Origin of the sequence: Shinella sp. AETb1-6 (genome assembly GCF_009826875.1) — a bacterium.
GTDB lineage: Bacteria > Pseudomonadota > Alphaproteobacteria > Rhizobiales > Rhizobiaceae > Shinella > Shinella sumterensis.
The window spans coordinates 1-22,533 of sequence record NZ_WUMM01000008.1 but is presented as its reverse complement, the minus strand read 5'-3'; the positions used below and the strand labels follow the sequence as shown (position 1 = coordinate 22,533).

22 protein-coding genes are annotated in these 22,533 nt (G+C 66.3%); 8 read left to right on the top strand and 14 right to left on the bottom strand.

The features are described from left to right. Positions 1 to 7 precede the first annotated feature (7 nt). From coaA to GR158_RS25525, 9 genes are all read right to left on the bottom strand, one after another. Positions 8 to 1,003: a type I pantothenate kinase gene (coaA, locus tag GR158_RS15370; RefSeq protein WP_134648621.1), complete on the bottom strand. Its 996-nt coding sequence runs from the start codon at positions 1,001 to 1,003 to the stop codon at positions 8 to 10. Then, positions 1,003 to 1,323 carry a phosphoribosyl-ATP diphosphatase gene (locus GR158_RS15365; protein WP_134648623.1) on the bottom strand — a complete coding sequence of 107 codons (321 nt, stop codon included), beginning with the start codon at positions 1,321 to 1,323 and terminating at the stop codon, positions 1,003 to 1,005. The genes coaA and GR158_RS15365 overlap by 1 nt, the downstream gene beginning before the upstream one ends. Positions 1,324 to 1,364: 41 nt before the next feature. Continuing rightward, complete coding sequence (gene hisF, locus GR158_RS15360) at positions 1,365 to 2,141, bottom strand: imidazole glycerol phosphate synthase subunit HisF (protein ID WP_134648624.1); 777 nt, start codon at positions 2,139 to 2,141, stop codon at positions 1,365 to 1,367. Beyond that, positions 2,138 to 2,446, bottom strand: coding sequence for a hypothetical protein (locus GR158_RS15355; RefSeq protein ID WP_160871676.1), 309 nt, complete (start codon positions 2,444 to 2,446; stop codon positions 2,138 to 2,140). Before GR158_RS15355 ends, hisF begins: the two co-directional genes overlap by 4 nt. Beyond that, positions 2,443 to 3,186 (bottom strand): 1-(5-phosphoribosyl)-5-[(5-phosphoribosylamino)methylideneamino]imidazole-4-carboxamide isomerase, encoded by a 744-nt coding sequence (gene hisA, locus GR158_RS15350; protein ID WP_160871675.1) that lies wholly within the window; start codon positions 3,184 to 3,186, stop codon positions 2,443 to 2,445. The genes GR158_RS15355 and hisA overlap by 4 nt, the downstream gene beginning before the upstream one ends. Positions 3,187 to 3,199: 13 nt before the next feature. Continuing rightward, positions 3,200 to 3,841 (bottom strand): imidazole glycerol phosphate synthase subunit HisH, encoded by a 642-nt coding sequence (hisH, locus tag GR158_RS15345; RefSeq protein WP_160871674.1) that lies wholly within the window; start codon positions 3,839 to 3,841, stop codon positions 3,200 to 3,202. A 1-nt stretch (position 3,842) separates the two neighbouring features. Continuing rightward, entirely contained in the window at positions 3,843 to 4,313 is a 471-nt protein-coding gene (locus GR158_RS15340; RefSeq protein WP_134648627.1) for a DUF2628 domain-containing protein, read from the bottom strand. Positions 4,314 to 4,384: 71 nt separating this feature from the next. Then, positions 4,385 to 4,978 carry an imidazoleglycerol-phosphate dehydratase HisB gene (gene hisB, locus GR158_RS15335; RefSeq protein ID WP_160871673.1) on the bottom strand — a complete coding sequence of 198 codons (594 nt, stop codon included), beginning with the start codon at positions 4,976 to 4,978 and terminating at the stop codon, positions 4,385 to 4,387. A gap of 749 nt (positions 4,979 to 5,727) precedes the next feature. Further along, complete coding sequence (locus GR158_RS25525; protein ID WP_256365817.1) at positions 5,728 to 5,862, bottom strand: hypothetical protein; 135 nt, start codon at positions 5,860 to 5,862, stop codon at positions 5,728 to 5,730. Positions 5,863 to 6,079: 217 nt separating this feature from the next. Between GR158_RS25525 and hslV the strand changes: the two genes are divergently transcribed. The 5 genes from hslV to GR158_RS15310 all read left to right on the top strand — a co-directional run bounded on the left by hslV (position 6,080) and on the right by GR158_RS15310 (position 11,089). Next, a complete protein-coding gene (gene hslV, locus GR158_RS15330) occupies positions 6,080 to 6,640 on the top strand; it encodes an ATP-dependent protease subunit HslV (protein WP_134652718.1) in 561 nt (186 codons plus the stop codon). Then, the gene (locus tag GR158_RS15325) at positions 6,627 to 7,121 is read left to right on the top strand and encodes a GNAT family N-acetyltransferase (RefSeq protein WP_160871672.1); all 495 of its coding nucleotides are present in this window, start codon (positions 6,627 to 6,629) and stop codon (positions 7,119 to 7,121) included. Before hslV ends, GR158_RS15325 begins: the two co-directional genes overlap by 14 nt. 9 nt (positions 7,122 to 7,130) lie before the next feature. Continuing rightward, a complete protein-coding gene (gene hslU, locus GR158_RS15320) occupies positions 7,131 to 8,435 on the top strand; it encodes an ATP-dependent protease ATPase subunit HslU (RefSeq protein ID WP_160871671.1) in 1,305 nt (434 codons plus the stop codon). Between the two features lie 178 nt (positions 8,436 to 8,613). Then, complete coding sequence (locus GR158_RS15315; RefSeq protein WP_160871670.1) at positions 8,614 to 9,561, top strand: DUF1402 family protein; 948 nt, start codon at positions 8,614 to 8,616, stop codon at positions 9,559 to 9,561. A gap of 121 nt (positions 9,562 to 9,682) precedes the next feature. Further along, positions 9,683 to 11,089, top strand: a complete 1,407-nt coding sequence (locus GR158_RS15310; protein WP_160871669.1) for a cytochrome P450 — start codon at positions 9,683 to 9,685, stop codon at positions 11,087 to 11,089. Here the strand turns inward: GR158_RS15310 and GR158_RS15305 are convergent. Continuing rightward, positions 11,034 to 11,585 (bottom strand): hypothetical protein, encoded by a 552-nt coding sequence (locus GR158_RS15305; RefSeq protein ID WP_160871668.1) that lies wholly within the window; start codon positions 11,583 to 11,585, stop codon positions 11,034 to 11,036. The two genes, GR158_RS15310 and GR158_RS15305, sit on opposite strands and share 56 nt — an antisense overlap. 125 nt (positions 11,586 to 11,710) lie before the next feature. Between GR158_RS15305 and GR158_RS15300 the strand changes: the two genes are divergently transcribed. Further along, on the top strand, positions 11,711 to 13,717 hold the full coding sequence (locus GR158_RS15300) for a hydantoinase/oxoprolinase family protein (RefSeq protein ID WP_160871667.1): 2,007 nt from the start codon (positions 11,711 to 11,713) through the stop codon (positions 13,715 to 13,717). A 124-nt stretch (positions 13,718 to 13,841) separates the two neighbouring features. After that, a complete protein-coding gene (locus tag GR158_RS15295; RefSeq protein ID WP_160871666.1) occupies positions 13,842 to 16,007 on the top strand; it encodes a malate synthase G in 2,166 nt (721 codons plus the stop codon). Positions 16,008 to 16,105: 98 nt separating this feature from the next. Here the strand turns inward: GR158_RS15295 and GR158_RS15290 are convergent, their stop codons facing one another. Further along, the gene (locus tag GR158_RS15290) at positions 16,106 to 16,768 is read right to left on the bottom strand and encodes a L,D-transpeptidase (RefSeq protein WP_160871665.1); all 663 of its coding nucleotides are present in this window, start codon (positions 16,766 to 16,768) and stop codon (positions 16,106 to 16,108) included. Positions 16,769 to 17,155: 387 nt separating this feature from the next. On the opposite strand from GR158_RS15290, the gene GR158_RS15285 reads away from it, so the two are divergent. Beyond that, positions 17,156 to 17,686: an MmcB family DNA repair protein gene (locus GR158_RS15285; protein ID WP_134652700.1), complete on the top strand. Its 531-nt coding sequence runs from the start codon at positions 17,156 to 17,158 to the stop codon at positions 17,684 to 17,686. A 159-nt stretch (positions 17,687 to 17,845) separates the two neighbouring features. Here the strand turns inward: GR158_RS15285 and GR158_RS15280 are convergent, their stop codons facing one another. From GR158_RS15280 to hrpB, 3 genes are all read right to left on the bottom strand, one after another. Beyond that, positions 17,846 to 18,415 carry an ActR/PrrA/RegA family redox response regulator transcription factor gene (locus GR158_RS15280; protein ID WP_134652698.1) on the bottom strand — a complete coding sequence of 190 codons (570 nt, stop codon included), beginning with the start codon at positions 18,413 to 18,415 and terminating at the stop codon, positions 17,846 to 17,848. A gap of 77 nt (positions 18,416 to 18,492) precedes the next feature. Further along, entirely contained in the window at positions 18,493 to 19,794 is a 1,302-nt protein-coding gene (locus GR158_RS15275) for an ActS/PrrB/RegB family redox-sensitive histidine kinase (protein ID WP_134652696.1), read from the bottom strand. Positions 19,795 to 19,807: 13 nt separating this feature from the next. Next, positions 19,808 to 22,276 (bottom strand): ATP-dependent helicase HrpB, encoded by a 2,469-nt coding sequence (gene hrpB / locus GR158_RS15270; protein WP_160871663.1) that lies wholly within the window; start codon positions 22,274 to 22,276, stop codon positions 19,808 to 19,810. Between the last annotated feature and the right edge of the window lie 257 nt (positions 22,277 to 22,533).

Here is a 22,533-nt window from a genome sequence, read left to right as displayed (position 1 = left end):
AATCCGGCTAAAGTTTGCGCAACGCCACCGTCTCGATGAGGTGGTTCTCGCCCTTCTGCAGGATGAGGTCGGCGCGCGGGCGCGTCGGCAGGATGTTCTGGTGCAGGTTCTTCAGGTTGATGTTGTGCCAGAGCCCTTCGGCGATGGCGAGCGCATCCGCCTCGCTGATCCGCGCATAGCGGTGGAAGTAGGAATCCGGGTTCTGGAAGGCGGTGTCGCGCAGCCGCATGAAGCGCTCGACATACCAGCTGTGGATCAGGCTTTCCTCGGCGTCGATATAGATCGAGAAGTCGAAGAAGTCCGACACCATCGGCACGATCTTGCCGTCGGCCGGCAGGTTGCGCGATTGCAGGACATTGATGCCCTCGAAGATCAGGATATCCGGCCGGTCGACGGCACGGAAGGCGTTCGGCAGCACGTCATAGGTGAGGTGCGAATACATCGGCGCCGGCACGTTCGGCTTGCCGGCCTTGATCGCCGACAGAAAGCGCAGCAGCGCTCCGGTATCGTAGCTCTCGGGGAAACCCTTGCGCTCCATCAGGTTCTCGCGCTGGAGCACGGCGTTCGGATAGAGGAAACCGTCCGTCGTGACGAGATCGACCTTGGGGCTGGACGGCCAGCGCGACAGCAGTTCCTTCAGGATACGCGCCGTGGTCGATTTGCCGACCGCGACCGAGCCGGCAATGCCGATGACGAACGGCGTCTTGGCCTCGTTCGACAGCGCCAGGAACCGCTTGCGCTGTTCGAACAGCATCTGCGAGGATTCGACATGGGCCGACAAGAGGCGCGACAGCGAGAGATAGATGCGCCGGACCTCGTCGAGATCGATCGGGTCGTTCAGCGAGCGCAGGCGCTGGACCTCGTCGGCCGTCAGCGTCAGCGGCGTATCGGCACGGAAATGCGCCCATTCCTCGGCGGGGAAGAATCGATAGGGCGAATAGTTCCGGTTGCCGAAATCATCCGGAATATCCGGCTGGTCCTTGTCGCGCGCTGCCTGGATCATCAATTCTTCCGGCTGGCCTTTTCCGCTAGGCCGGACTGGCCCGTGCGCCTCTCCAGCTCCCCCAGCACATCTTGTAACGGCACCCCGCCGATTTTCAAGACGACCATCAGATGATAGAGCAGATCGGCCGCCTCGCTGGTCAGCGCGGCCTTGTCGCCTTCGATGGCCGCAATCACGGTCTCGACGGCTTCTTCGCCCAGTTTCTTCGCCGCCTTCGGCTGCCCGGCCGCCACGAGCTTTGCCGTCCAGCTTTCCGAGGGATCGGCAGCCGCGCGGGCAGCCACGATCGCTTCGAGATCGGCCAGGGTAAACGTGCTCATCGGGGCCTCCTGTTCATTGCTTGGTATGTGCCGGCGCCGCGTCAGTCCAGCCGCATGGCGATGCCATGCTCGGCCATGTAGCGCTTGGCTTCACCCACCGTATAGGTGCCGAAGTGGAAGATGGATGCCGCAAGCACGGCCGTCGCATGGCCGTCGCGCACGCCCTCGACGAGATGATCCAGCGTGCCGACGCCGCCCGATGCGATGACCGGCACGGAAACGCGGTCGGCGATAGTGCGGGTCAGCGCGATGTCATAGCCGCCCTTCTGGCCGTCACGGTCCATGGAGGTCAAAAGCAGTTCGCCCGCGCCGCGCTCCACCATCTTTTCCGCAAAGGCCACGGCGTCGATGCCGGTCGGCTTGCGTCCGCCATGGGTGAAGATCTCCCAGCGGTCTTCCTCGCCCTCGGCCGAGACCTTCTTGGAATCGATCGAGACGACGATGCACTGGTTGCCGAACTTGTCGGCGGCCTCGGCCACGAAATCCGGGTTGGAGACGGCGGCCGAGTTGATCGAGACCTTGTCGGCACCGGCCAGAAGCAGCTTGCGGATATCGGCGACCGTGCGCACGCCGCCGCCGACGGTGAGCGGCATGAAGCAATGGTCGGCGGTGCGCGCCACGACGTCGAAGATCGTGTCGCGGTTGTCCGAGGAGGCCGTGATGTCGAGGAAGCACAGCTCGTCCGCACCGGCGGCATCATAGACCTTGGCCGATTCGACGGGATCGCCGGCATCGACCAGATTGAGGAAGCTGACGCCCTTCACGACGCGGCCGTCCTTTACATCCAGGCAGGGAATAACGCGGGCCTTGAGGGTCAAAGGACGGCCTCCATCTTTTCGTTTTGCGCGTCCTCGCCGCTCCGCGGCTGCGCGGTTGCCCGCGCTGCACGGGGCAGGGCCGTCGGACCTTGAACATGCAGGGTGCGTCCTGCTTCCTTCTCCCCGACGGGGAGAAGGTCGCGGCAGCGGGATGAGGGGGTGACGCTGACGATCGAGATCGGGCAAGCCCCCTCATCCGGCCCTTCGGGCCACCTTCTCCCCGTGGGGGAGAAGGAAAAGCGCTGCCGCCGGGCTATGGGCGGTTGCTTTTCGAGGCGGGGGATCATGCGGGCCTTGAGGGTCATGCGGCTTCTCCCCGTGCTTCACGAATCACCGCCAGCGCTTCGGCGGGATCGATGCGGCCGTCGTAGAGCGCGCGGCCGGAGATCGCGCCTTCCAGCTTGCGGGCATCGGGGGCGACGAGGCGGTGGATGTCGTGCATCGAGGCGAGGCCGCCCGAGGCGATGACGGGGATGGACACGGCGTCGGCCAGTTCCAGCGTGGAGGTCCAGTTGATGCCGGTCAGGATGCCGTCGCGGTCGATGTCGGTGTAGATGATCGCGGCAACGCCGGCGCCCTCGAACTTCTTCGCAAGCTCGATGACGCCGAGCTCGGAGGCTTCCGCCCAGCCCTCGACCGCCACCTTGCCGCCCTTGGCATCGATGCCGACGGCGACCTTGCCGGGAAACGCCTTGCAGGCCGCGATGACGAGTGCTGGATCGCGCACGGCCACGGTGCCGAGAATGACGCGGGAGAGCCCGCGCGCCAGCCAGCTCTCGATATGGTCGAGCGTGCGGATGCCGCCGCCGAGCTGCACGGGGTTCTTCGTCGCCTTCAGGATGGCGTCGACGGCAGCACCGTTGACGCTCGTCCCCGCGAAGGCGCCGTTGAGGTCGACCACATGCAGCCATTCGAAGCCCTGGTCCTCGAAGGCCTTGGCCTGCGCGGCCGGGTCGGGATTGTAGACGGTGGCCTGCTCCATGTCGCCGAGTTTCAGGCGAACGCACTGGCCGTCCTTCAGGTCGATGGCGGGAAAGAGGATCATGGCGTTTTCCAGTTCAGGGCTTCCAGCGGAGGAAATTGGAGATGAGGGCGAGGCCGAGCGCCTGGCTCTTTTCCGGGTGGAACTGCGCGCCGGCCTTGTTGTCCCTGGCGACGAAGGCGGTCATCGGACCGCCGTAATCGACGGTCGCGACCACGTCGTCGGGGTTTTCGGCGGCGAGGTGGTAGGAGTGCACGAAATAGGCGTGCAGCGTTTCCGGGATGCCGGAAAACAGTGGATGCGCGCGTTTGCGGTCCAGCGTGTTCCAGCCGATCTGCGGGATCTTGAGATCCGGGTCGCTCGGCGTCATCAGCACGACGTCGCCCTTGATCCAGCCGAGGCCTTGCGTCGTGGTCTTTTCCAGGCCGCGCGACGACATGAGCTGCATGCCCACGCAGATGCCGAGGAAGGGGCGGGCCTTGGCCTCCACCGCCTCGCGCAACGCCTCCACCATGCCGGGCACGGCGTCGAGGCCGCGGCGGCAATCGGCATAGGCGCCCACGCCGGGCAGCACGATGCGGTCGGCGGATGCCACGCGGTCGGCCTTGTCCGTGAGGTCGATCTCGGCGTCGATGCCGGCTTCGCGGGCGGCACGCTCGAAGGCCTTGGTGGCCGAGCGCAGGTTGCCCGAACCGTAGTCGATGATGGCTACGCGCATTCTATCGTCCTTCCTTGAAACCGACGAGGCCGAGCATGGGAGCATGCGGGCGCGTGGCGGTTCCGGAGGCCGGCAGGGACACGCCGTCGCGCGCCTCCGTCTCGCCGGCCGGGGTTTCCATGTCGTAGATGTCTTCCGCCGTCGCGCGGTCCTCGGCCGAGATCACGGCATCGATCGTCCAGCCCTTTCGCTCGAGGCCGGCGACGACCATCGAGGGGCCTTCGAGCGCCACGAGCAGGCCGGTGGCAAGGCAGACGCCCAGCCCGGCAAGCCCGAAGACCGGATGATCCGAGATGGCCGAGCCGAGCATTTGCACGGCGAAGGCAAGGGCGGCCGCAAGCCAGGCGCGATGCCAGGCGAGCCAGAGGAACGGCAGGAAGAAGGCGACCCAGGAGAATCGGTCGCGCACGAACCGGGCCTTTTCATCGCCGCTCAGGGCACCCGGTGGTATCAGAACGAGGAATGTGGCCATGACGGCCTCCGGCTTTTGTTAGCTTCGCAATTCCGGACGCAAACCGCTTCACGCTTTTGCTGGAATTGCTTTCAGGCCAGCGAACCCTTCGTCGAGGGAACGCGGCCCGCCTGGCGGGGATCGATCTCGGTCGCCGTGCGCAGCACGCGCGCGACGGCCTTGAAGCACGTCTCCGAGATATGATGGTTGTTTACGCCGTAGATGTTCTGGATATGCAGCGTGATGCCGGCGTGCTGGGCAAGCGCGTTGAAGAATTCGCGCACCAGCTCGGTGTCGAAGGTGCCGATCTTGGGCGCCGAGAAATCGACGTTCCAGACGAGGAAGGGGCGGCCGGAGACATCGACGGCGGCGCGCGTCATCGTCTCGTCCATGGCAAGGTCGAGCGAGGCATAGCGCGTGATGCCGCGACGGTCGCCGAGCGCCTTCGCGATGGCCTGGCCGATGGCGATGCCGGTGTCCTCGACGGTGTGGTGATCGTCGACATGCAGGTCGCCCTCGGTCTTGATCTCCATGTCGATGAGCGAATGGCGCGACAGCTGGTCGAGCATATGATCGAAGAAACCGACGCCCGTCGAAATGGTCGACGTGCCGGTGCCGTCGATATTGACGGTGACCGATACGGAGGTCTCGTTCGTCTTGCGCGAAACGCTGGCGGTGCGGCTCATTGCAGTCTCCGGTAAACTATTGGCGCTCCTTAACAGGGCTCTTCATAAAACGCCAGTCTTTCGAGGGTTTCCGGCGCATGCGGCGATGATCCCGCGCGGACACGCCGCCGGGGTGATCAGCATTCGGCAATCCGGAGAACCGCGCGAAAGCGTCGCCTCTGGAAAGGGTGTGTGTGGTGGCTTCGCTTTCGCGCGGCCCAGGCGTTCTTCGGAGGCGGTCTTGTCCTCCTTCAGGCATGGCAGGGCTTCGCTGCGCATTCTGGCTGGCCCATGCGCCTTGTCCGGAAACCGCGTTCCGCACTTTCCGGGGGCATGGGCTGCCATCCTGCCTGCATGGCGGACCCAAACCGACCCCGCGACCCGGGGAAGGGGGAAGCCCCGCACGACGAAGGGCGTCACCCCTTCGTCGCTCCAAACCTCTCTCGCCCCCGCCGCACGTTACGGCAGACAACGAAAGCGCCTCCTCCCGCCCGCATCGACACGTTACGCGATCCGTCCGGCGGCGGAAGGACGTTCAGGATAGGCGATGTGCGGAAAGCGGGGATGATTTGTGGGTGAAAAGGGCGGCTGGGACTGGAATGATTGGGTTTTTTCGGTGACGGCGTCCCCGTGTCCACCGTCGTTTCTCCACACCGCAACAGTCCTGCGAAGCACAGCGAAGACGAAGACAATTGCGGGGAGGGGTGGCTCGGATCGCGCCGGCACGAAAATGGGGGAGAGGGGCGCCGGCGGACCGGCGCCCTTGCCCGTCATTTCTTTTTGGTAGCGCTTTCGCTGTTCTTCACCTGCGCGCCAAGGGTCGGGGCGGCTTTTGCGGCCACCTTGTCCTTCTTGGGTTTGCGGACTTCCTTGTTGCTGCGGACCTGACCCTTGGCCATCGTCATTACCCTCACATTGGATGGGAAACCATAACCCGCATATTCCAGAGACAAAGCAAGGCTTATTTTGGACGAAGCCAGCCTCTCCCGCGCTTTCCATGGGCCGGGCGCGCGATGACGGCGCGCGGCCTTTGCAATCGCCGAACCGCTGCTTACATAGGGCACAACGAAGCCGCCTCGCCGACGGTATCCCTGCCCGGTCCTCGGGCCTCAGAGGTCTGATATGAGTGAACACGATCCCTATGCTTCCATGCACGCCACGACGATCATCACCGTCCGCAAGGACGGCAAGGTGGTCATGGCGGGCGATGGCCAGGTAAGCCTTGGCCAGACCGTCATGAAAGGCAATGCGCGCAAGGTGCGCCGCCTTGCCAAGGGCGATGTCATCGCCGGTTTTGCCGGCGCGACCGCCGATGCCTTCACCCTGCTCGAGCGGCTCGAGGCCAAGCTGGAGCAATATCCCGACCAGCTGATGCGCGCCGCCGTCGAGCTCGCCAAGGACTGGCGCACCGACCGTTACCTGCGCCGTCTCGAAGCGATGATGCTGGTGGCCGACAAGTCCGTCACGCTGGCGCTGACCGGCAATGGCGACGTGCTGGAGCCGGAACACGGCACCATGGCGATCGGGTCGGGCGGCAATTATGCCTATGCCGCCGCCCGCGCGCTGATGGACACCGACAAGTCGGCCGAGGAGATCGCCCGCAAGGCCATGCAGATCGCAGGCGACATCTGCGTCTACACCAACCACAATGTCGTGGTGGAGACGTTGGATGCCGACCGCTGAGGCATACGCTTTCCGGCCTGTGACGGCCGCCGACCTGCCGATGCTGGAACGCTGGCTCGCCGCGCCGCATGTCCGGCGCTGGTGGGGCGATCCGGCTGAGGAGGTGGCGGGTATCGCCGCGGATTTCGACGAGCCTGCAATGGCGTCCTTCATCGTCTCCCATGACGGAAAGCCCTTCGCCTATCTGCAAAGCTACAGGATCGACCCGTCGGACCTGTCCTTCGGCGACCGGCCGGACCGCACGCTCGGCATCGACCAGTTCATCGGCCCTGCCGACATGGTCGGCCTCGGCCACGGGCCGGCCATGATCGATGCCTTCGTGGAAAAGATGTTCGCCGAGGGCGTGGAGCGGGTGGTGCTCGATCCGCATCCTGAGAATGCGCATGCCATCCGGGCCTATGAGAAGGCCGGATTCCATGCTTTCGATCAACGCATGACAAAGGACGGCCCGGCGCTGATCTTGGCCCGGGACCGTTGCTAGAGGAAACCCATGACCAATTTTTCCCCCCGCGAGATCGTTTCCGAGCTCGACCGTTTCATCATCGGCCAGCATGACGCCAAGCGCGCCGTGGCCATCGCACTGAGGAACCGCTGGCGCCGCCACCAGCTGGCGCCGGACCTGCGCGACGAGGTCATGCCGAAGAACATCCTGATGATCGGCCCGACCGGCGTCGGCAAGACGGAGATTTCCCGCCGCCTCGCCAAGCTCGCCGGCGCGCCCTTCGTCAAGGTCGAGGCCACCAAGTTCACCGAGGTCGGCTATGTCGGCCGCGATGTCGAGCAGATCGTGCGCGACCTCGTCGAGGTCGGCATCGGCCTGGTGCGCGAAAAGAAGCGCGCCGAGGTGACGGCCAAGGCCCATGCCAATGCCGAGGAACGCGTGCTCGACGCGCTGGTCGGCGCCACCGCCTCGCCCGCGACCCGGGACAGTTTCCGCAAGAAGCTGCGCGCCAACGAGCTGGATGACAAGGACATCGAGGTCGACGTGGCCGATACCGGCACGCCCGGCGGCTTCGAGATCCCCGGCATGCCGGGCGCCAATATCGGCGTGCTGAACCTGTCGGAAATGTTCGGCAAGGCGATGGGCGGGCGCACCAAGAAGGTCAAGACGACGGTCAAGGATTCGTACAAGATCCTGATCGACGACGAATCCGACAAGCTGCTCGACAACGAGCAGATCCAGCGCGAGGCCATCCGCTCTGCCGAAAACGACGGCATCGTCTTCATCGACGAGATCGACAAGATCGCCGCGCGCGACGGCGGCATGGGCGCGGGTGTTTCCCGCGAGGGCGTGCAGCGCGACCTTCTGCCGCTCGTCGAGGGCACGACGGTCGCCACGAAATACGGGCCGGTGAAGACGGACCATATCCTCTTCATCGCCTCGGGCGCCTTCCATGTCTCCAAGCCCTCTGACCTCCTGCCGGAGCTTCAGGGCCGCCTGCCGATCCGCGTCGAGCTGAAGGCGCTGTCGCGCGAGGACTTCCGCCGCATCCTGACGGAGACTGAAGCGAGCCTCATCCGCCAGTACAAGGCGCTGATGGGCACGGAGGATGTCGAACTCGAATTCACCGAGGACGGCATCGACGCGCTGGCCGACGTCGCCGTGCAGCTGAATTCGAGCGTCGAGAATATCGGCGCGCGCCGCCTCCAGACGGTGATGGAGCGGGTGCTCGACGAGATCTCCTTCGAGGCGCCGGACAAGGGCGGCAACCGCCTCGTCATCGATGCCGACTATGTCAAGAAGCATGTCGGCGCGCTGGCGGCCAACACGGATCTGTCGCGCTACATCCTGTGACGTTTCGGCACCGGTGGTTGTCTTAGCAACCGCCGGTGTCGCGCTTTTGGGCACGCGCCCCCTCGACAGAACCGCACACGCGGCCTAGGCCATTGCCGCGTCCGGCATGATGACGACACGATTGTCCTGCATCCCGTCCATGCCATCTAGAACGATTGACCAGACAGGAACCGGAACCGTGCGACAGCTCTTCCCCGTGCTTGCCCTTGCAGCCGCCCTCTTCGTGCAGAGCCAGACCACGGCGCTGGCGATCGACGTGGTGCCCGCCGGCAACCGCAACGCGGAGCAGCCCGCCATTCCGGGCGCCTCCATTCGCCGCACGAAGGGCAACAAGAGCTCGTTCGAGGCGAAATACCAGAAGGTGCGCGACCTTCTGGCAGGCGATCGCCAGCTGACGGGCAAGATCAAGGCGGCGGCCGGTAAATACGGTATCGACCCCATCCATATCGTCGGCGCCATCGTCGGCGAGCACACCTACAATGTCGACGCCTACGACCGCCTGCAGAGCTATTACGTCAAGGCGGCCTCCTATACCGGCAATTTCCGCTTCGCCTATGAAGGCGAGGCGATCGACGACTTCCTGAAGCGTCCGCAGTTCGCCGAATGCGAGGGCAAGAAGGGTTCCTACGCGCTGTGGACCTGCCGCGAGAACGTCTGGAACCGCTCCTTCAGCGGCAAGACGGTCGGCGGCACGTCCTTCCCGAAGAACCGTTTCAGCGCGGTGTTCTTCCAGCCCTTCTATGCCGGCCAGACCTTCGGCCTCGGCCAGATCAACCCGCTGACGGCGCTGACGCTGACCGACGACGTGGCGCGTTTCTCCGGCTATAAGCCGCTCGACGAGAACGATGCGGCCGGCGTCTACCAGGCGATCATGGACCCGGACATCTCACTGGCCTACATGGCCGCGGCCATCCGCCGCTCGATCGACGCCTACAAGAAGATCGCCGGCGTGGACATTTCCAAGAATCCCGGCCTGACGGCGACGCTCTACAATATCGGTACGCCCGATGCGCGCGCCGCGGCCTTCGCCGCGCGCCGCGCCGCCGGCGAGGCGACCTGGCCGGAAGAGAACTATTACGGCTGGCTGGTCAACGACAAGCTGGACGACCTGCGCAGCCTGCTCTAGCGGCTTTTCCTCGAATTCGGCGTCGATCGGGCGTCGATTCACGCGGCCTTGACCGGCCGCCGCCTTCCTCTCGGCCCAGTTGCGCCCCATATTGAGGCGAGCCGAAGGAAGGAAGCCGACCATGGACATGCGTCCCGAGCCGTTCGAACCGCCCGCGCCGATCCCGCGCACGGTGCCGCCGTCGAAACTCGAAATCATCCGCACCGTCTTCCGCAATCCGCTGGAGCTGTGGGGTGAGCCCTCCTACACGCTGCCCTGGATCATGACGAGCTTCGTCGGCGAGAAGACGCTGATCGTCAACGATCCCGGCCTGATCAAATACCTGCTCGTCGACAACGCCGCCAATTACAAGATGTCCGTGGTGCGCCAGCTTGTGCTGCGGCCGATCCTGCGCGACGGGCTGCTGACGGCCGAGGGTCCGGTCTGGCGCCGCTCGCGCAAGGCCGTCGCGCCCATCTTCACGCCGCGCCACGCCAAGGGCTTCGCCACGCAGATGCTCAGGCAGTCCGAGCTCTATGTGCAGAAATACGAAGGCGCGGACGGCACGGTCTTCGATATCGGCAACGACATGACGGAGCTTGCCTTTTCCATCCTGTCGGACACGCTGTTTTCCGGCGAGATCGTCACCGCCTCCACGAATTTCGCCGATGACGTGGACGATCTCCTGCACTCCATGGGCCGCGTCGACCCGATGGACCTTTTGCGCGCGCCGACCTGGGTGCCGCGCGTCACGCGCATCGGCGGGCAGCGGGTGCTCGGCAAGTTCCGCAAGATCGTGCGCGACACGATGGAGCTTCGCCTCAAGCGCATGGCGGAAGGCGGCGACGCGCCGAGCGACTTCCTGACGCTGCTGTTGCGCGCCGCCGGGCCGGACGGGCTGACCATGGAGGAGGTGGAGGACAATATCCTGACCTTCATCGGCGCGGGCCACGAGACGACGGCCCGGGCGCTCGCCTGGACGCTCTACTGCGTCGCCAATTCCCCGCATGTGCGCGAGGCGATGGAAGAGGAGATCGACCGCGTGGTGGAAAGCGGGGCGGACCCCGTCGACTGGCTCGACCGCATGCCCTGGACGCGCGCGGCCTTCGAGGAGGCGATGCGGCTTTATCCGCCCGCACCCTCCATCAACCGCGAGGCCATCGCCGACGACAGCTGGACGAGCCCGGACGGCGAGGTGGTGGAGATCCCCCGCCACGTGACGATCCTCGTCATGCCCTGGACGCTGCACCGCCACGAACGGCTGTGGCAGAAGCCGCGCGCCTTCATGCCCGAGCGTTTCCTGCCCGAGAACCGCGACCAGATCCACCGTTTCCAGTACCTGCCCTTCGGCGCGGGGCCGCGCATCTGCATCGGCGCGACCTTTGCCATGCAGGAGGCGATCATCGCGCTCGGCGTGCTGATGCACCGCTTCCGCTTCGACATGACGGAGGACACCAGGCCCTGGCCGGTGCAGCGCCTGACGACGCAGCCGGCTAACGGACTGGCGTTGAAGGTGCGGGCTCGTCCCCGCGGGCCTTCGCCTTCTTGATCGTCTTGATCGCGGCGCAGGTGGCTTCCGGGTTCTTGCACGGCTGGTAGACGACGATCTCGCTGCCGCTGCCGTCGTCCCAGACGGCCTGCACGGCGATGGTCTGCGCCTCGCCGGGCTTCAGCTTGATGTAGATCCAGTTCTGGCTGTCGTCCGAGGGCAGGTTGAAAGGCAGCTCCGGATCGCACGTCGCCATCGGGAAGGTCTGGTCGAGCGCATCGGAATTGATGGAGTAGCGCACTTCCTTGAGCCGGCAATGCATGCTCTGCAACGCCGTGAAATAGATGAGCTGCTGGCCGGCATATTCGCGGAACTGCACCCAGCCCGTGCGCTTGTTGGCATCCAGCATCGCCTTGTAGATCGAGACATCGGGGATCTGGGCCTGATACTCTGCCCCGTCGTCCTCCTGGGCGGCAGCGGGCAGGCCTGCGGTGAGCAGGGCCGTCCCGACAAGGAGGACTTTCAGCAGGCGGTTTCCATGACGCGGATCAAACACTCTGGGTCTCCTCGATGCTTCACAGGCATGTCGCCGGCGGGATGGTGACAACGGCGCCGGACATGCCATAACACCATTCCAGGCCGGCTTTGAACAGGGACGGCATGCGGTTTGGAAGTATTCTCGTGGCAGACCATTTGTTACTCGGCATCGATACCGGCGGCACCTATACGGATGCGGCCCTCTACAGCGAAACCCTCGGCGTGGTGGCGCGCGCCAAGGCGCTGACCACCCGCCACGATCTTTCGGTCGGCATTTCCGGCGCGGTGGATGCGGTGCTCGGTAAGGCGAGGGTGCCGGTTTCCGCCATTGGCCTCGTCTCGCTTTCCACCACGCTCGCCACCAATGCGCTGGTGGAAGGCCAGGGCGGCCGGGCGGGTCTCGTGATGATCGGCTTCGGCCCCGACGACCTCAAGCGCGACGGCCTTGCCGAGGCGCTCGGCACCGACCCCGTGCTCTTCCTGCCCGGCGGCCACAATGTGCACGGCAACGAGACACCGCTCGACATGCGCGCGCTGGACGAGGCGCTGCCCGCGCTGTCGCAGACCGTGTCCTCCTTTGCCGTCGCCGGCTATTTCGCCGTGCGCAACCCGGCGCACGAACAGCGCGTGCGCGAGCGCATCCGCGCCATCTCGCACCTGCCGGTGACCTGCAGCCACGAGCTGTCCTCCAAGCTGGGCGGGCCGCGCCGGGCGCTGACGACGCTGCTCAATGCCCGCCTCGTCTCGATGATCGACCGGCTGATCGGCGCCTGCGAGGATTTTCTCCAGCGTCGCGGCATCCAGGTGCCGATGATGGTGGTGCGCGGCGACGGCGCGTTGATCTCGGCGGCCGAAGCACGGCTGCGGCCCATCGAGACCATCCTGTCCGGCCCGGCGGCCAGCCTGGTCGGCGCGCGCCACCTGACGGGCCTCGACGATGCCGTGGTGTCGGATATCGGCGGCACGACGACCGACGTGGCGGTGCTCGACAAGGGCCGCCCGAAGCTCGACGCGGAGGGAGCCGTCGTCGGCGGCTACCGGACCATGGTGGAGGCTGTCGCCATGCGCACCTTCGGCCTCGGCGGTGATTCGGAGGTGCGCATCGACGACCGCGGGCTTGCGGCGCGCATCGATCTGGGCCCACGGCGTTTCCTGCCGCTCAGCCTTGCCTCGACGCTGCATCCCGACAGCATCCTGCCGGTGCTGGAACGCCAGCTGCGCACCGCCCATGTCGGCCGGCACGACGGGCGTTTTGCCGTGCGCACGGGCGTTCCCGAGCGGCTGGCAAGCGGCCTCCAGCCGCAGGAACAGGCGCTCTACGAGAAGATCGGCGCCGCTCCGGTTCCGCTCGACGGCCTGCTGATGACGACGCCGCAGAAGGCGACGCTCGACCGGCTGGTGGCGCGCGGCCTCGTGCATATCTGCGGGGTGACGCCCTCGGACGCCATGCATGTGCTGGGCGGGCAGGGACAGTGGGATGCCGAAGCCGCGCGTCTCGGCCTTGCCCTTGCCGCCCGCGTGAAGGACGGCACCGGCCGGCCGATCGCCGACAGCCCGGACGCGCTCGCGCGGCGCATCGTCGACCGGCTGACCCGGCAATCCAGCGATGTCATCCTCTCCGCGTGCCTTGCCGATGACGGCGTGGGTACGATCGATCCGGCCGGCTCCGTCGCCGTCGACCGGGCGCTGCACCGGCGCGCCGGCATCGTGCGGTTCCAGATCGCGCTCGACCGGCCTTTGGTCGGTCTAGGCGCCTCCGCACCGGTCTACTATCCCGATATCGCCGCCATGCTCGGTGCCGAATCGGTCATTCCCGCCGATGCCGGGGTGGCCAATGCCGTCGGCGCGGTCGTCGGCCAGGTGCGCAACAGCGTGACCGTCTTCGTGACGCAGCCGGAAGAGGGCGTGTTCGTCGTCGCCGGGGCGGGCGAGAGCGTGCGTCATGTCGACGAGACCGCGGCCTTCTCGCTGGCCCGCGAGCGGGCGATGACGGGTGCCCTGCATGCTGCCCGCGCCAATGGCGCAGACGAGCCGGCCGTGACCTTCGCCGAGGAGATCGACGCGCCCGAGGTGGAGGGCAGCCGCAAGCTGATCGAGGCACGCTTTACCGCGACTGCCAGCGGCCGGCCGCGCATCGCCCGGGAGGCTTAGACGGGATTGTTTCCGTTACGGAATAAATAATTCACGTTATTGCCGAATTGACTATGAATGAAAGCCGCGGAAAGTGGCAGCATTCGGGATACTCCCCCTTCGTCCCGTTCTTCGGAGTCTTTTCATGACCTATACGGAAAAAGCCGGTCTTTCGATCGACAGCGATCTATACGATTTTCTCGTCAAGGAGGCCCTTCCCGGCACGGGCGTCGACGCCGAGGCCTATTTTGCCGCCTTCTCCGCCATCGTGCACGAGCTTGCGCCCGAAAACCGCGCGCTGCTCGCCAAGCGCGACGCGCTGCAGGAGAAGATCGACGCCTGGTATCGCGAAAACGGTGCGCCTTCGGACATGGCGGCCTATGAGGCCTTCCTGCGCGAGATCGGCTATCTGCTGCCCGAGGGCGACGCCTTCACGGTGACGACGGAAAACGTCGACCCTGAAATCGCCAGCCTCGCCGGCCCGCAGCTCGTCGTGCCCGTCATGAACGCGCGCTATGCGCTGAACGCCGCAAACGCGCGCTGGGGCTCGCTCTATGACGCGCTCTACGGCACGGATGCGATCCCTGAGACCGACGGCGCGGAAAAGGGCAAGGGCTACAATCCCGTGCGCGGCGCCAGGGTCATCGCCTGGGTTCGCGCGTTCCTGGACGATAGCGTCCCCCTCGACGGTGCCTTCTGGCGCGATGTCGCCGGCCTTGCGGTCGAAGGCGGAAAGCTTGTCGTCGCCTTGACGAGCGGCGTGCGGACGGGCCTTGCCGACGGCGGGAAGTTCGCCGGCTACCTTGGTGAAGCGGCGGCCCCGAGCCAGGTCCTGCTTCGCAACAACGGCCTCTATATCGAAATCCTGATCGATGCGGCGACGCCGACCGGCAAGGACGATCCCGCGCATATTTCCGATGTCTGGGTCGAATCCGCGCTCACGACCATCATGGACTGCGAGGATTCGGTCGCCGCCGTCGATGCCGAGGACAAGGTCGTCGTCTATCGCAACTGGCTGGGCCTGATGAAGGGCGACCTCTCGGAGGAGGTTTCGAAGGGCGGCAAGAGCTTCATCCGCCGCCTCAACCCCGATCTCGACTACACCGCGCCCGACGGCTCGACCTTCGAAGTGAAGTGCCGCTCGCTGATGCTGGTGCGCAATGTCGGCCACCTCATGACCAATCCGGCGATCCGCGACCGCGACGGCAACGAGGTGCCGGAAGGCATCATGGACGCGATGGTGACGGGACTGATCGCGCTGCACGACGTCGGCGAAAATGGCCGGCGCAAGAATTCTCAGGCCGGCTCGATGTATGTCGTCAAGCCCAAGATGCACGGGCCGGAAGAGGTGGCCTTCGCCTCTAAGCTCTTCGGCCGCGTCGAGGCCGCCATCGGCATGGCGCCCAACACGATGAAGATGGGCATCATGGACGAGGAGCGCCGCACCACGGTCAACCTCAAGGAGGCGATCCGCGCGGCGAAGGAGCGCGTCGTCTTCATCAATACCGGCTTCCTCGACCGCACCGGCGACGAGATCCACACCTCGATGGAAGCGGGCCCGATGATCCGCAAGGGCGACATGAAGCAGGCCGCCTGGATTTCCGCCTACGAGAACTGGAACGTCGATATCGGCCTTGAATGCGGCCTGTCCGGCCATGCGCAGATCGGCAAGGGCATGTGGGCCATGCCCGACCTGATGGCGGCGATGCTGGAGCAGAAGATCGCCCATCCCAAGGCCGGCGCCAACACCGCCTGGGTGCCGTCGCCGACGGCCGCGACGCTGCATGCCACGCACTACCACAAGGTCAATGTCGCGGACGTGCAGGCGTCGCTGCGCGCACGCCCGCGCGCCAAACTGTCGGATATCCTGTCGGTGCCGGTCGCGGTCCGGCCGAACTGGACGCCGGAGGAGATCCAGCGCGAACTCGACAACAACGCCCAGGGCATCCTCGGCTATGTCGTGCGCTGGATCGACCAGGGCGTCGGCTGCTCCAAGGTGCCCGACATCAACAATGTCGGCCTGATGGAAGACCGCGCCACGCTGCGCATTTCCGCCCAGCACATGGCCAACTGGCTGCACCACGGCGTCGTCACCGAAGCGCAGGTCGTCGAGACGATGAAGCGCATGGCGGCCGTGGTCGACGGGCAGAATGCCGGCGACCCGCTCTATCGCCCGATGGCCGGCGATTTCGAGGGCTCCATCGCCTTCCAGGCCGCCCTGGACCTGGTGCTCAAGGGCCGCGAGCAGCCGAACGGCTACACCGAGCCCGTTCTGCATCGCCGCCGCCTGGAGCTGAAGGCGAAGGGGTAAATTGCGCGTAACGCGGGGAGGGGCACCGCATCGACCCGAAACGAAAGAAGCCGCCGGAGCGATCCGGCGGCTTCTTGTCGGATGGGGGTTTCGTCCGGTTACTGCTGGACGACGACGCGGGCCGAGCGGCCGGGGCGGACGCGCTTGTAGAGGTCGATGATGTCCTGGTTCATCAGGCGGATGCAGCCCGACGAGGCGGCCGTGCCGATGGAGGCCCATTCCGGCGTGCCGTGCAGGCGGAACAGCGTGTCCTGGCCCTTTTCATTGAAGAGGTAGAGCGCGCGTGCGCCGAGCGGGTTCTTCAGGCCCGGGCCCATGCCTTCCTTGACGTAGCGGGCGACGTCAGGCTTGCGGGCGGCCATTTCCTGCGGCGGATGCCAGGTCGGCCATTCCTGCTTCCAGGCGATATAGGCCTCGCCCTGCCAGGCAAAACCCTGCTTGCCGACGCCGATGCCGTAACGCACGGCCTTGCCGCCGGGCAGGACATAATAGAGGAAGCGGTTCGGCGTGTTGACCACGATGGTGCCGGGCTTCTCGTTCGTCGCGTAATCGACGATCTGGCGATGGAACTTCTCGTTCACCCTGCTGATCGGGATGGCCGGCAGCGCGTAACCGTTGTCCTCAACAGCGCCATATTCCGAGGTAAAGATGGCATTTGTCGCCACCCTTTCGCCCGGCGTTGAGGTGGAGGACGACGAACAACCGGCGAGTGTGACGGCCGCTGCCAGGCCGCACAGAAGGAGGGCATTGCGGAAGCGCATGTGAGTCTCTTGGATCAGGGATTAAGAAGTTCCGGTACGCGGAGCTTTCATTGATTATGGTTTATTTTCGATTAAACCGGTCAATGCAAGTCTGCGCGCCCTTGCCTGAGCTCTGGCCAAAGCAAAAAGCCGCGGGATTGTTTTTTTGCAACAACAATGCCCGGCCGCCAGCTGCTTCCACCATGCCCGGTTTCTTGCCAAGCATGCCCCCGCGCGCCGTTCAACGGTTTTCTCTCCGCCGGCCCCTGCGCGAACAGGAACCGCGCGGCGCGGTTAATGAACTGTTGCGCGCACCGGTCCCGACGGGCGCGCCTTAACTTTTTCCGGCCGTTTCGAGCCATCCCGCGCGCTTCGCGCTAGAATGGCGAATCGCCGAGGTTGATCCACATGACGATCGTTTCCCTGCACAATGACAACCCGCTGCTCGACGGCCGCCAGTCCGACCGTGCCATGATGGTACGCCGCGGGGTGCAGCGCATGCTGATGGACATGCGCCATGCCGTGCTGCCGGAACTGACGCTGGCGAGCGGCCGGCGCGCCGACCTCATCAGTCTCTCCGACAAGGGCGAGATCTGGATCGTCGAGATCAAGACCTCGATCGAGGATTTCCGGGTGGATCGCAAATGGCCGGACTACCGGCGCCATTGCGACCGGCTGTTCTTCGCCACGCACAAGGACGTGCCGCTCGATATCTTTCCCGAGGACTGCGGGCTCATCCTGTCGGACGGCTACGGCGCGCACATGCTGCGCGAGGCGCCCGAACACAGGCTGGCCGCGCCGACGCGCAAGGCCGTGACCTTCGCCTTTGCCCGCGTGGCCGCGGGCCGGCTGCTGCTGGCGGAATTTTCCATGGATACCAGGCGCGACGGGCCGGATATCTCCGCCATCGTTTCGGGACGGCGGGACACGCCGGCTTAGGGAGCATTGCGGTAAAAAACCCCCTCATCCGGCCCTTCGGGCCACCTTCTCCCCGGGGGGAGAAGGGAGGGAGGAGATGCGCCCTCTGATGTCCTCCTTCTCCCCGACGGGGAGAAGGTGCCGGCAGGCGGATGAGGGGGGTCCGCAATCCTGCGATGATTACTTCGGCGCGCGCTTCGCCAGGATGCGCTGCAAGGTGCGGCGGTGCATGTTGAGGCGGCGGGCGGTTTCCGAGACGTTGCGATCGCACATTTCGTAGACGCGCTGGATATGCTCCCAGCGCACGCGATCCGCCGACATCGGGTTTTCCGGCAGCTCCACCTTTTCGCCCGGTCGCTGGGTCAGCGCCGCGAAGATGTCGTCGGCATCCGCCGGCTTGGCGAGATAGTCCACCGCGCCGAGCTTCACCGCGTTCACCGCCGTCGCGATATTGCCGTAGCCGGTCAGCATGATGATGCGCGTGTCGTCGCGGCGCTGGCGGATGGCGGCGATCACGTCGAGACCGCTGCCGTCGCCCAGCCTGAGATCCACCACCGCATATTTCGGCGGCGTGGTCTTGGCCTTGGCGATGCCCTCCGCGACGGATTCGGCCGTATCGACGGCGAAGCCGCGCGTCTCCATGGCGCGCGCCAGGCGGCGCAGGAACGGCGCGTCGTCATCGACGAGGAGAAGCGAGGGATCGGGGCCGATATCGTCGGTTTGCGTCTGCGGTTCGGTGCTTTCTGCCATTTTACGTCTTCCGTCGCGGATTTTCGTCCATTCTTGACCGGGATCAGCTTATCACCCTTAAGATGCGGCGGGTAAAGTCATTTCGCACCCTTTGCCTCCATGCGCGCCCGCGGCCAATCGACCGATACCCGCGCCCCCGGCTGGTCGCCGGTGCGGTTGCCGAAGGCCAATCTGGCGCCCGACCGCTCCAGCAGCGTCTTGGCGATGAACAGCCCGAGCCCCAGTCCTCCGGCCCGCTCGTCCTTCTGGCGCTTGGTGACATAGGGATCGCCGATGCGCTGGAGAATGTCCGTCGCATAGCCTTCGCCGTCGTCCTCGATGACGATCGTCACCCGCTCCGGCGTGTGGCTCACGGTGACCGTCACCTCCGCCCGGGCATGGTCGACGGCGTTTTCGAGAAGGTTGCCCAGGCCGTAGAGAATGCCGGGATTGCGGGTGCCGACCGGCTCGCTCGCGCGGTCGCCGTTCTCGACGAGCTTGAGCGCGATGCCGAATTCGCGGTGCGGCGCCATGACCTCCTCCATCAGCGAGGAGAGCGGCAGCACGCGCATATGCGCCTCGTCTTCGGTGGAAAGGGTCGTGAGCCGGCGCAGGATGTCGCGGCAGCGTTCGCTCTGGCTGCGCAAAAGCTGCACGTCCTCCCGGAAGCGCTCGTCGCTGCCGAGTTCGCGCTCCATCTCGCGGGCGACGACGCTGATCGTGGCAAGCGGCGTGCCGAGTTCATGGGCGGCGGCGGCCGCCAGCCCGTCGAGCTGCGACAGGTGCTTTTCGCGCTGCAGGATGAGTTCGGTGGCGGCAAGCGCGTCCGACAGCTCTGTCGCCTCCTGCGACACGCGGTAGGAATAGAAGGCGGCGAAGGCCGTCGTGCAGACGATCGCGAACCAGAAGCCGGCCGTCAGGATCGGCGGAACCACGAGCAGCGTGCCGGCAAACCACGGCAGCGGAAAGGGCGTGAAGGCCAGCGCCGTGATGCCCGCGACCGCGAGCAGGCCGAGAACGACGCTGAAGCGCACCGGCTGGAGCGACGACGAGATGATGACGGGAACGCAGACCAGCGGCGCGAAGGGATTGGCAAGGCCGCCCGTGATGAAGAGCAGCGCCATCAGCTGGCAGAGGTCGAAGGCGAGCAGCAGCAGGGCCGATGGCGGCGTCAGGCGATGGGCGGGCGCAAAGCGCACGGTGAGGAAGAAGTTCACCGCGGCGAGCAGCGCGATGAGAATGGCGGCCGGCACCAGCGGCAGGGGAAATTCCAGCCACAGGCTGACCGCGATGACGGTGATCGACTGGCCCGCCACCGCAAGCCAGCGCAGGCGGATGAGCGTTTCGAGACGCAGCCGACGGCCGGAGCCTTCGAAATCGATGTCCTGGTAGCCTGCCATCATAGGGTCCTTCTCATGTGCCGCGCGGCTTGGCGCGCGTCGTCGGCATGGCCGCGGCCGGGTCTTCCGGCCAAGGGTGTTTCGGATAGCGGCCGCGCATATCGGCGCGCACGTCCCGCCACGAGCCCGCCCAGAAGCCGGGCAGGTCGCGCGTCGTCTGGATCGGCCGGTGGGCCGGCGATGTCAGCTCCAAGAGCAACGGCAGCCGCCCGCCGGCGACCGCCGGATGCTGCTTCAGCCCGAACAGTTCCTGCACCCGGATCGCCAGCACCGGTTCCTCGCCATCATAGCGGATCGGATGGTGCTGTCCCGTCGGCGCCTCGAAGTGGGTGGGGGCGAGGCGGGCGATATCGCGCTGCATCTCATAGGGCACCAGCGCCATCAGCCCCTCGTGCAGGCTCGCCGCCGTGACGTCGTCAAGGCCGCGCGTGTTCTCCTGGAAGGGCACGAACCAGTCGTCGAGCCGTGCAAGAAGTGCGGCTTCGCCCGTGTCCGGCCAGGGCTCGCCGATCGAGCGGTGGAGGAAGCCGATCCGGTCGCGCAGCTGCGCCGCCTCACGGGAAAACGGCAGGACCTGGAGCCCGAGCTGGCGCACGCCATCGGCAAGCGCCTGCGCCGCCTTCGGCCCGCTCGGGCGCGGCAGCGGCGTTTCCTCCAGGATCATCGCGCCGAGCCGCACCACCCGGCGCGCCCGCACCTGCCGGCTGGCGCGGTCGAAGACGCACTGGTCCTCGCGCACGATCTTGTCGGCAAGCTCGGCCTCGACCGTGGCGCGGTCGATCTCGGCGGCGGCGAGAATGCGCTGGCGGCCGGCCTGTCCGGTGAGATCGGCCACGACGATCATGTCGGCGCCGGCCAGGCGCTCGGTCTCCGGCAGCTCGCCGCCGCGGCCGTTGGCCATCACGAACCGGCCGCGCCCGCCGCGCTGCAGGGCGATGCGATCGGGAAAGGCATGCAGGAGCAGGGCGCCGGGCGCGCGGGAACCGGCGGCCTTCGCCGTGCCGAAACCCTCCGCCATGCGCTGCGCCAGCCGGCGGGCGGCCTCCGCCCGTTCGCCGCGCTCGCTGGAAAAGCGCCGCAGCCGCTCCTCGATATCGACGGCCGTGCCGCCCAGCCCCTGTTCGGTGAGCAGCACAGCCAGCCGCGCGGCGGCGAGCTGTTCGCCGTCCTCAGCCGCATGCAGGATCATCGCCGCGAGCCGCGGCGGCAAGGCGAGGTCGCGGATGCGTTTGCCGGACGGCGTGAGCGCGCCGGCGGCGTCCAGCGCACCGAGCAGGCGCAGCAGGTTGCGCGCCTCCTCCAGGGCGGCGGCCGGCGGCTGGTCGACCAGAAGCAGCGCCGAAGGATCGGTCACGCCCCAATGGGCAAGGTCGAGCAGGAAGCCCGAGAGGTCGCTGGAGAGAATCTGCGGCGGCGTGAAGGCGGGCAGCGCCGCCGTCTGGCCGGCATGCCACAGCCGGATCGCCACGCCCGGCTCCGTTCGCCCGGCACGGCCGGCGCGCTGGTCGGCCGAGGCGCGCGACACGCGCACCGTCTCCAGCCGGGTGATGCCGGTCGCCGCCTCGAAGACCGGCAGGCGCTGCAATCCGCTGTCGATGACGATGCGCACGCCGTCGATGGTGATGGAGGTCTCGGCAATCGAGGTCGCCAGCACGATCTTGCGTGTGCCCGCGGGCGCGGGACGGATCGCGGCGTCCTGTTCCTTCTGGCCGAGATTGCCGTAGAGCGGCACGACCGTCGTTTCCGGCCCGAACCGGCCGGCCAGCCGCTCGGCCGTTCGGGTGATTTCGGCCTGTCCCGGCAGGAAGGCGAGAATGGAGCCGCTTTCCGCGCGGTGCGCCTCTGTTATGGCGCGCGCCATCGTGTCCTCGATGCGCTCGCCGGCGGGCCGGTCCTGGTGGCGGATCTCGACGGGGAAGCTGCGCCCCGCGCTGACGATCGACGGCGGATGATCGAGCAGGGCTGCCACCCGCTCGACATCGAGCGTCGCCGACATGACGACGATCCTGAGGTCCTCGCGCAACGCCGCCTGCACGTCGAGCGCCAGCGCCAGCCCGATATCCGCATCGAGCGAGCGTTCGTGGAACTCGTCGAACAGCACGGCGGAAATGCCTGACAGTTCCGGGTCGTCGAGGATCATTCGGGCGAAGACGCCCTCAGTCACCACCTCGATGCGGGTCTTCTGGGAAACCCTGACATCGAGCCGCATGCGGTAGCCGACGGTCTCGCCGACCTTTTCTTCGAGCAGGGACGCCATCCGCCCGGCCGCGGCGCGCGCCGCCAGCCGGCGCGGCTCGAGCAGGACGATCCGGCCGTCGCCCCGCCAGGCCGCATCGAGAAGAAAGAGCGGCACCAGCGTCGTCTTGCCCGCACCCGGCGGCGCCGAAAGGATGGCGCGCGTGCCTGACGAGAGCGCCGCACCGAGTGCGGGCAGCGCCTCCGTGACGGGCAGTTTCGGCAGAGTGTCTGAGAGGAATGCCATGATCGCGCCTGCGCATGCCTGAAGGATACGCCCAATATAGAAGGCAATCCTTCGCGTCCGTGTTCGCCGTCTGCATAGCCCGACATGCATGATCTGTAAAAGAGGCCGGGATCGCGAGGCCGGTCGGCACGTTTTGCGATGGCGGCGAGAATTTTTACCACCTGGACAAGATTTTTACACGGAAATCAGGCTTCCCAGCGCCGTCCGCGAGCGGGCCACGCCCTCTTCATCCGAATTATGTGTTTAAAACCAGCATG

What these genes read in the sequence shown, in the direction of transcription:
- coaA (WP_134648621.1), bottom strand. Translation starts at nt 1,003, where the DNA reads ATGATCCAGGCAGCGCGCGACAAGGACCAGCCGGATATTCCGGATGAT.
- GR158_RS15365 (WP_134648623.1), bottom strand. Translation starts at nt 1,323, where the DNA reads ATGAGCACGTTTACCCTGGCCGATCTCGAAGCGATCGTGGCTGCCCGC.
- GR158_RS15355 (WP_160871676.1), bottom strand. Translation starts at nt 2,446, where the DNA reads ATGACCCTCAAGGCCCGCATGATCCCCCGCCTCGAAAAGCAACCGCCC.
- hisA (WP_160871675.1), bottom strand. Translation starts at nt 3,186, where the DNA reads ATGATCCTCTTTCCCGCCATCGACCTGAAGGACGGCCAGTGCGTTCGC.
- hisH (WP_160871674.1), bottom strand. Translation starts at nt 3,841, where the DNA reads ATGCGCGTAGCCATCATCGACTACGGTTCGGGCAACCTGCGCTCGGCC.
- GR158_RS15340 (WP_134648627.1), bottom strand. Translation starts at nt 4,313, where the DNA reads ATGGCCACATTCCTCGTTCTGATACCACCGGGTGCCCTGAGCGGCGAT.
- hisB (WP_160871673.1), bottom strand. Translation starts at nt 4,978, where the DNA reads ATGAGCCGCACCGCCAGCGTTTCGCGCAAGACGAACGAGACCTCCGTA.
- GR158_RS25525 (WP_256365817.1), bottom strand. Translation starts at nt 5,862, where the DNA reads ATGACGATGGCCAAGGGTCAGGTCCGCAGCAACAAGGAAGTCCGCAAA.
- hslV (WP_134652718.1), top strand. Translation starts at nt 6,080, where the DNA reads ATGAGTGAACACGATCCCTATGCTTCCATGCACGCCACGACGATCATC.
- GR158_RS15325 (WP_160871672.1), top strand. Translation starts at nt 6,627, where the DNA reads ATGCCGACCGCTGAGGCATACGCTTTCCGGCCTGTGACGGCCGCCGAC.
- hslU (WP_160871671.1), top strand. Translation starts at nt 7,131, where the DNA reads ATGACCAATTTTTCCCCCCGCGAGATCGTTTCCGAGCTCGACCGTTTC.
- GR158_RS15310 (WP_160871669.1), top strand. Translation starts at nt 9,683, where the DNA reads ATGGACATGCGTCCCGAGCCGTTCGAACCGCCCGCGCCGATCCCGCGC.
- GR158_RS15295 (WP_160871666.1), top strand. Translation starts at nt 13,842, where the DNA reads ATGACCTATACGGAAAAAGCCGGTCTTTCGATCGACAGCGATCTATAC.
- GR158_RS15290 (WP_160871665.1), bottom strand. Translation starts at nt 16,768, where the DNA reads ATGCGCTTCCGCAATGCCCTCCTTCTGTGCGGCCTGGCAGCGGCCGTC.
- GR158_RS15285 (WP_134652700.1), top strand. Translation starts at nt 17,156, where the DNA reads ATGACGATCGTTTCCCTGCACAATGACAACCCGCTGCTCGACGGCCGC.
- GR158_RS15280 (WP_134652698.1), bottom strand. Translation starts at nt 18,415, where the DNA reads ATGGCAGAAAGCACCGAACCGCAGACGCAAACCGACGATATCGGCCCC.
- GR158_RS15275 (WP_134652696.1), bottom strand. Translation starts at nt 19,794, where the DNA reads ATGGCAGGCTACCAGGACATCGATTTCGAAGGCTCCGGCCGTCGGCTG.
- hrpB (WP_160871663.1), bottom strand. Translation starts at nt 22,276, where the DNA reads ATGGCATTCCTCTCAGACACTCTGCCGAAACTGCCCGTCACGGAGGCG.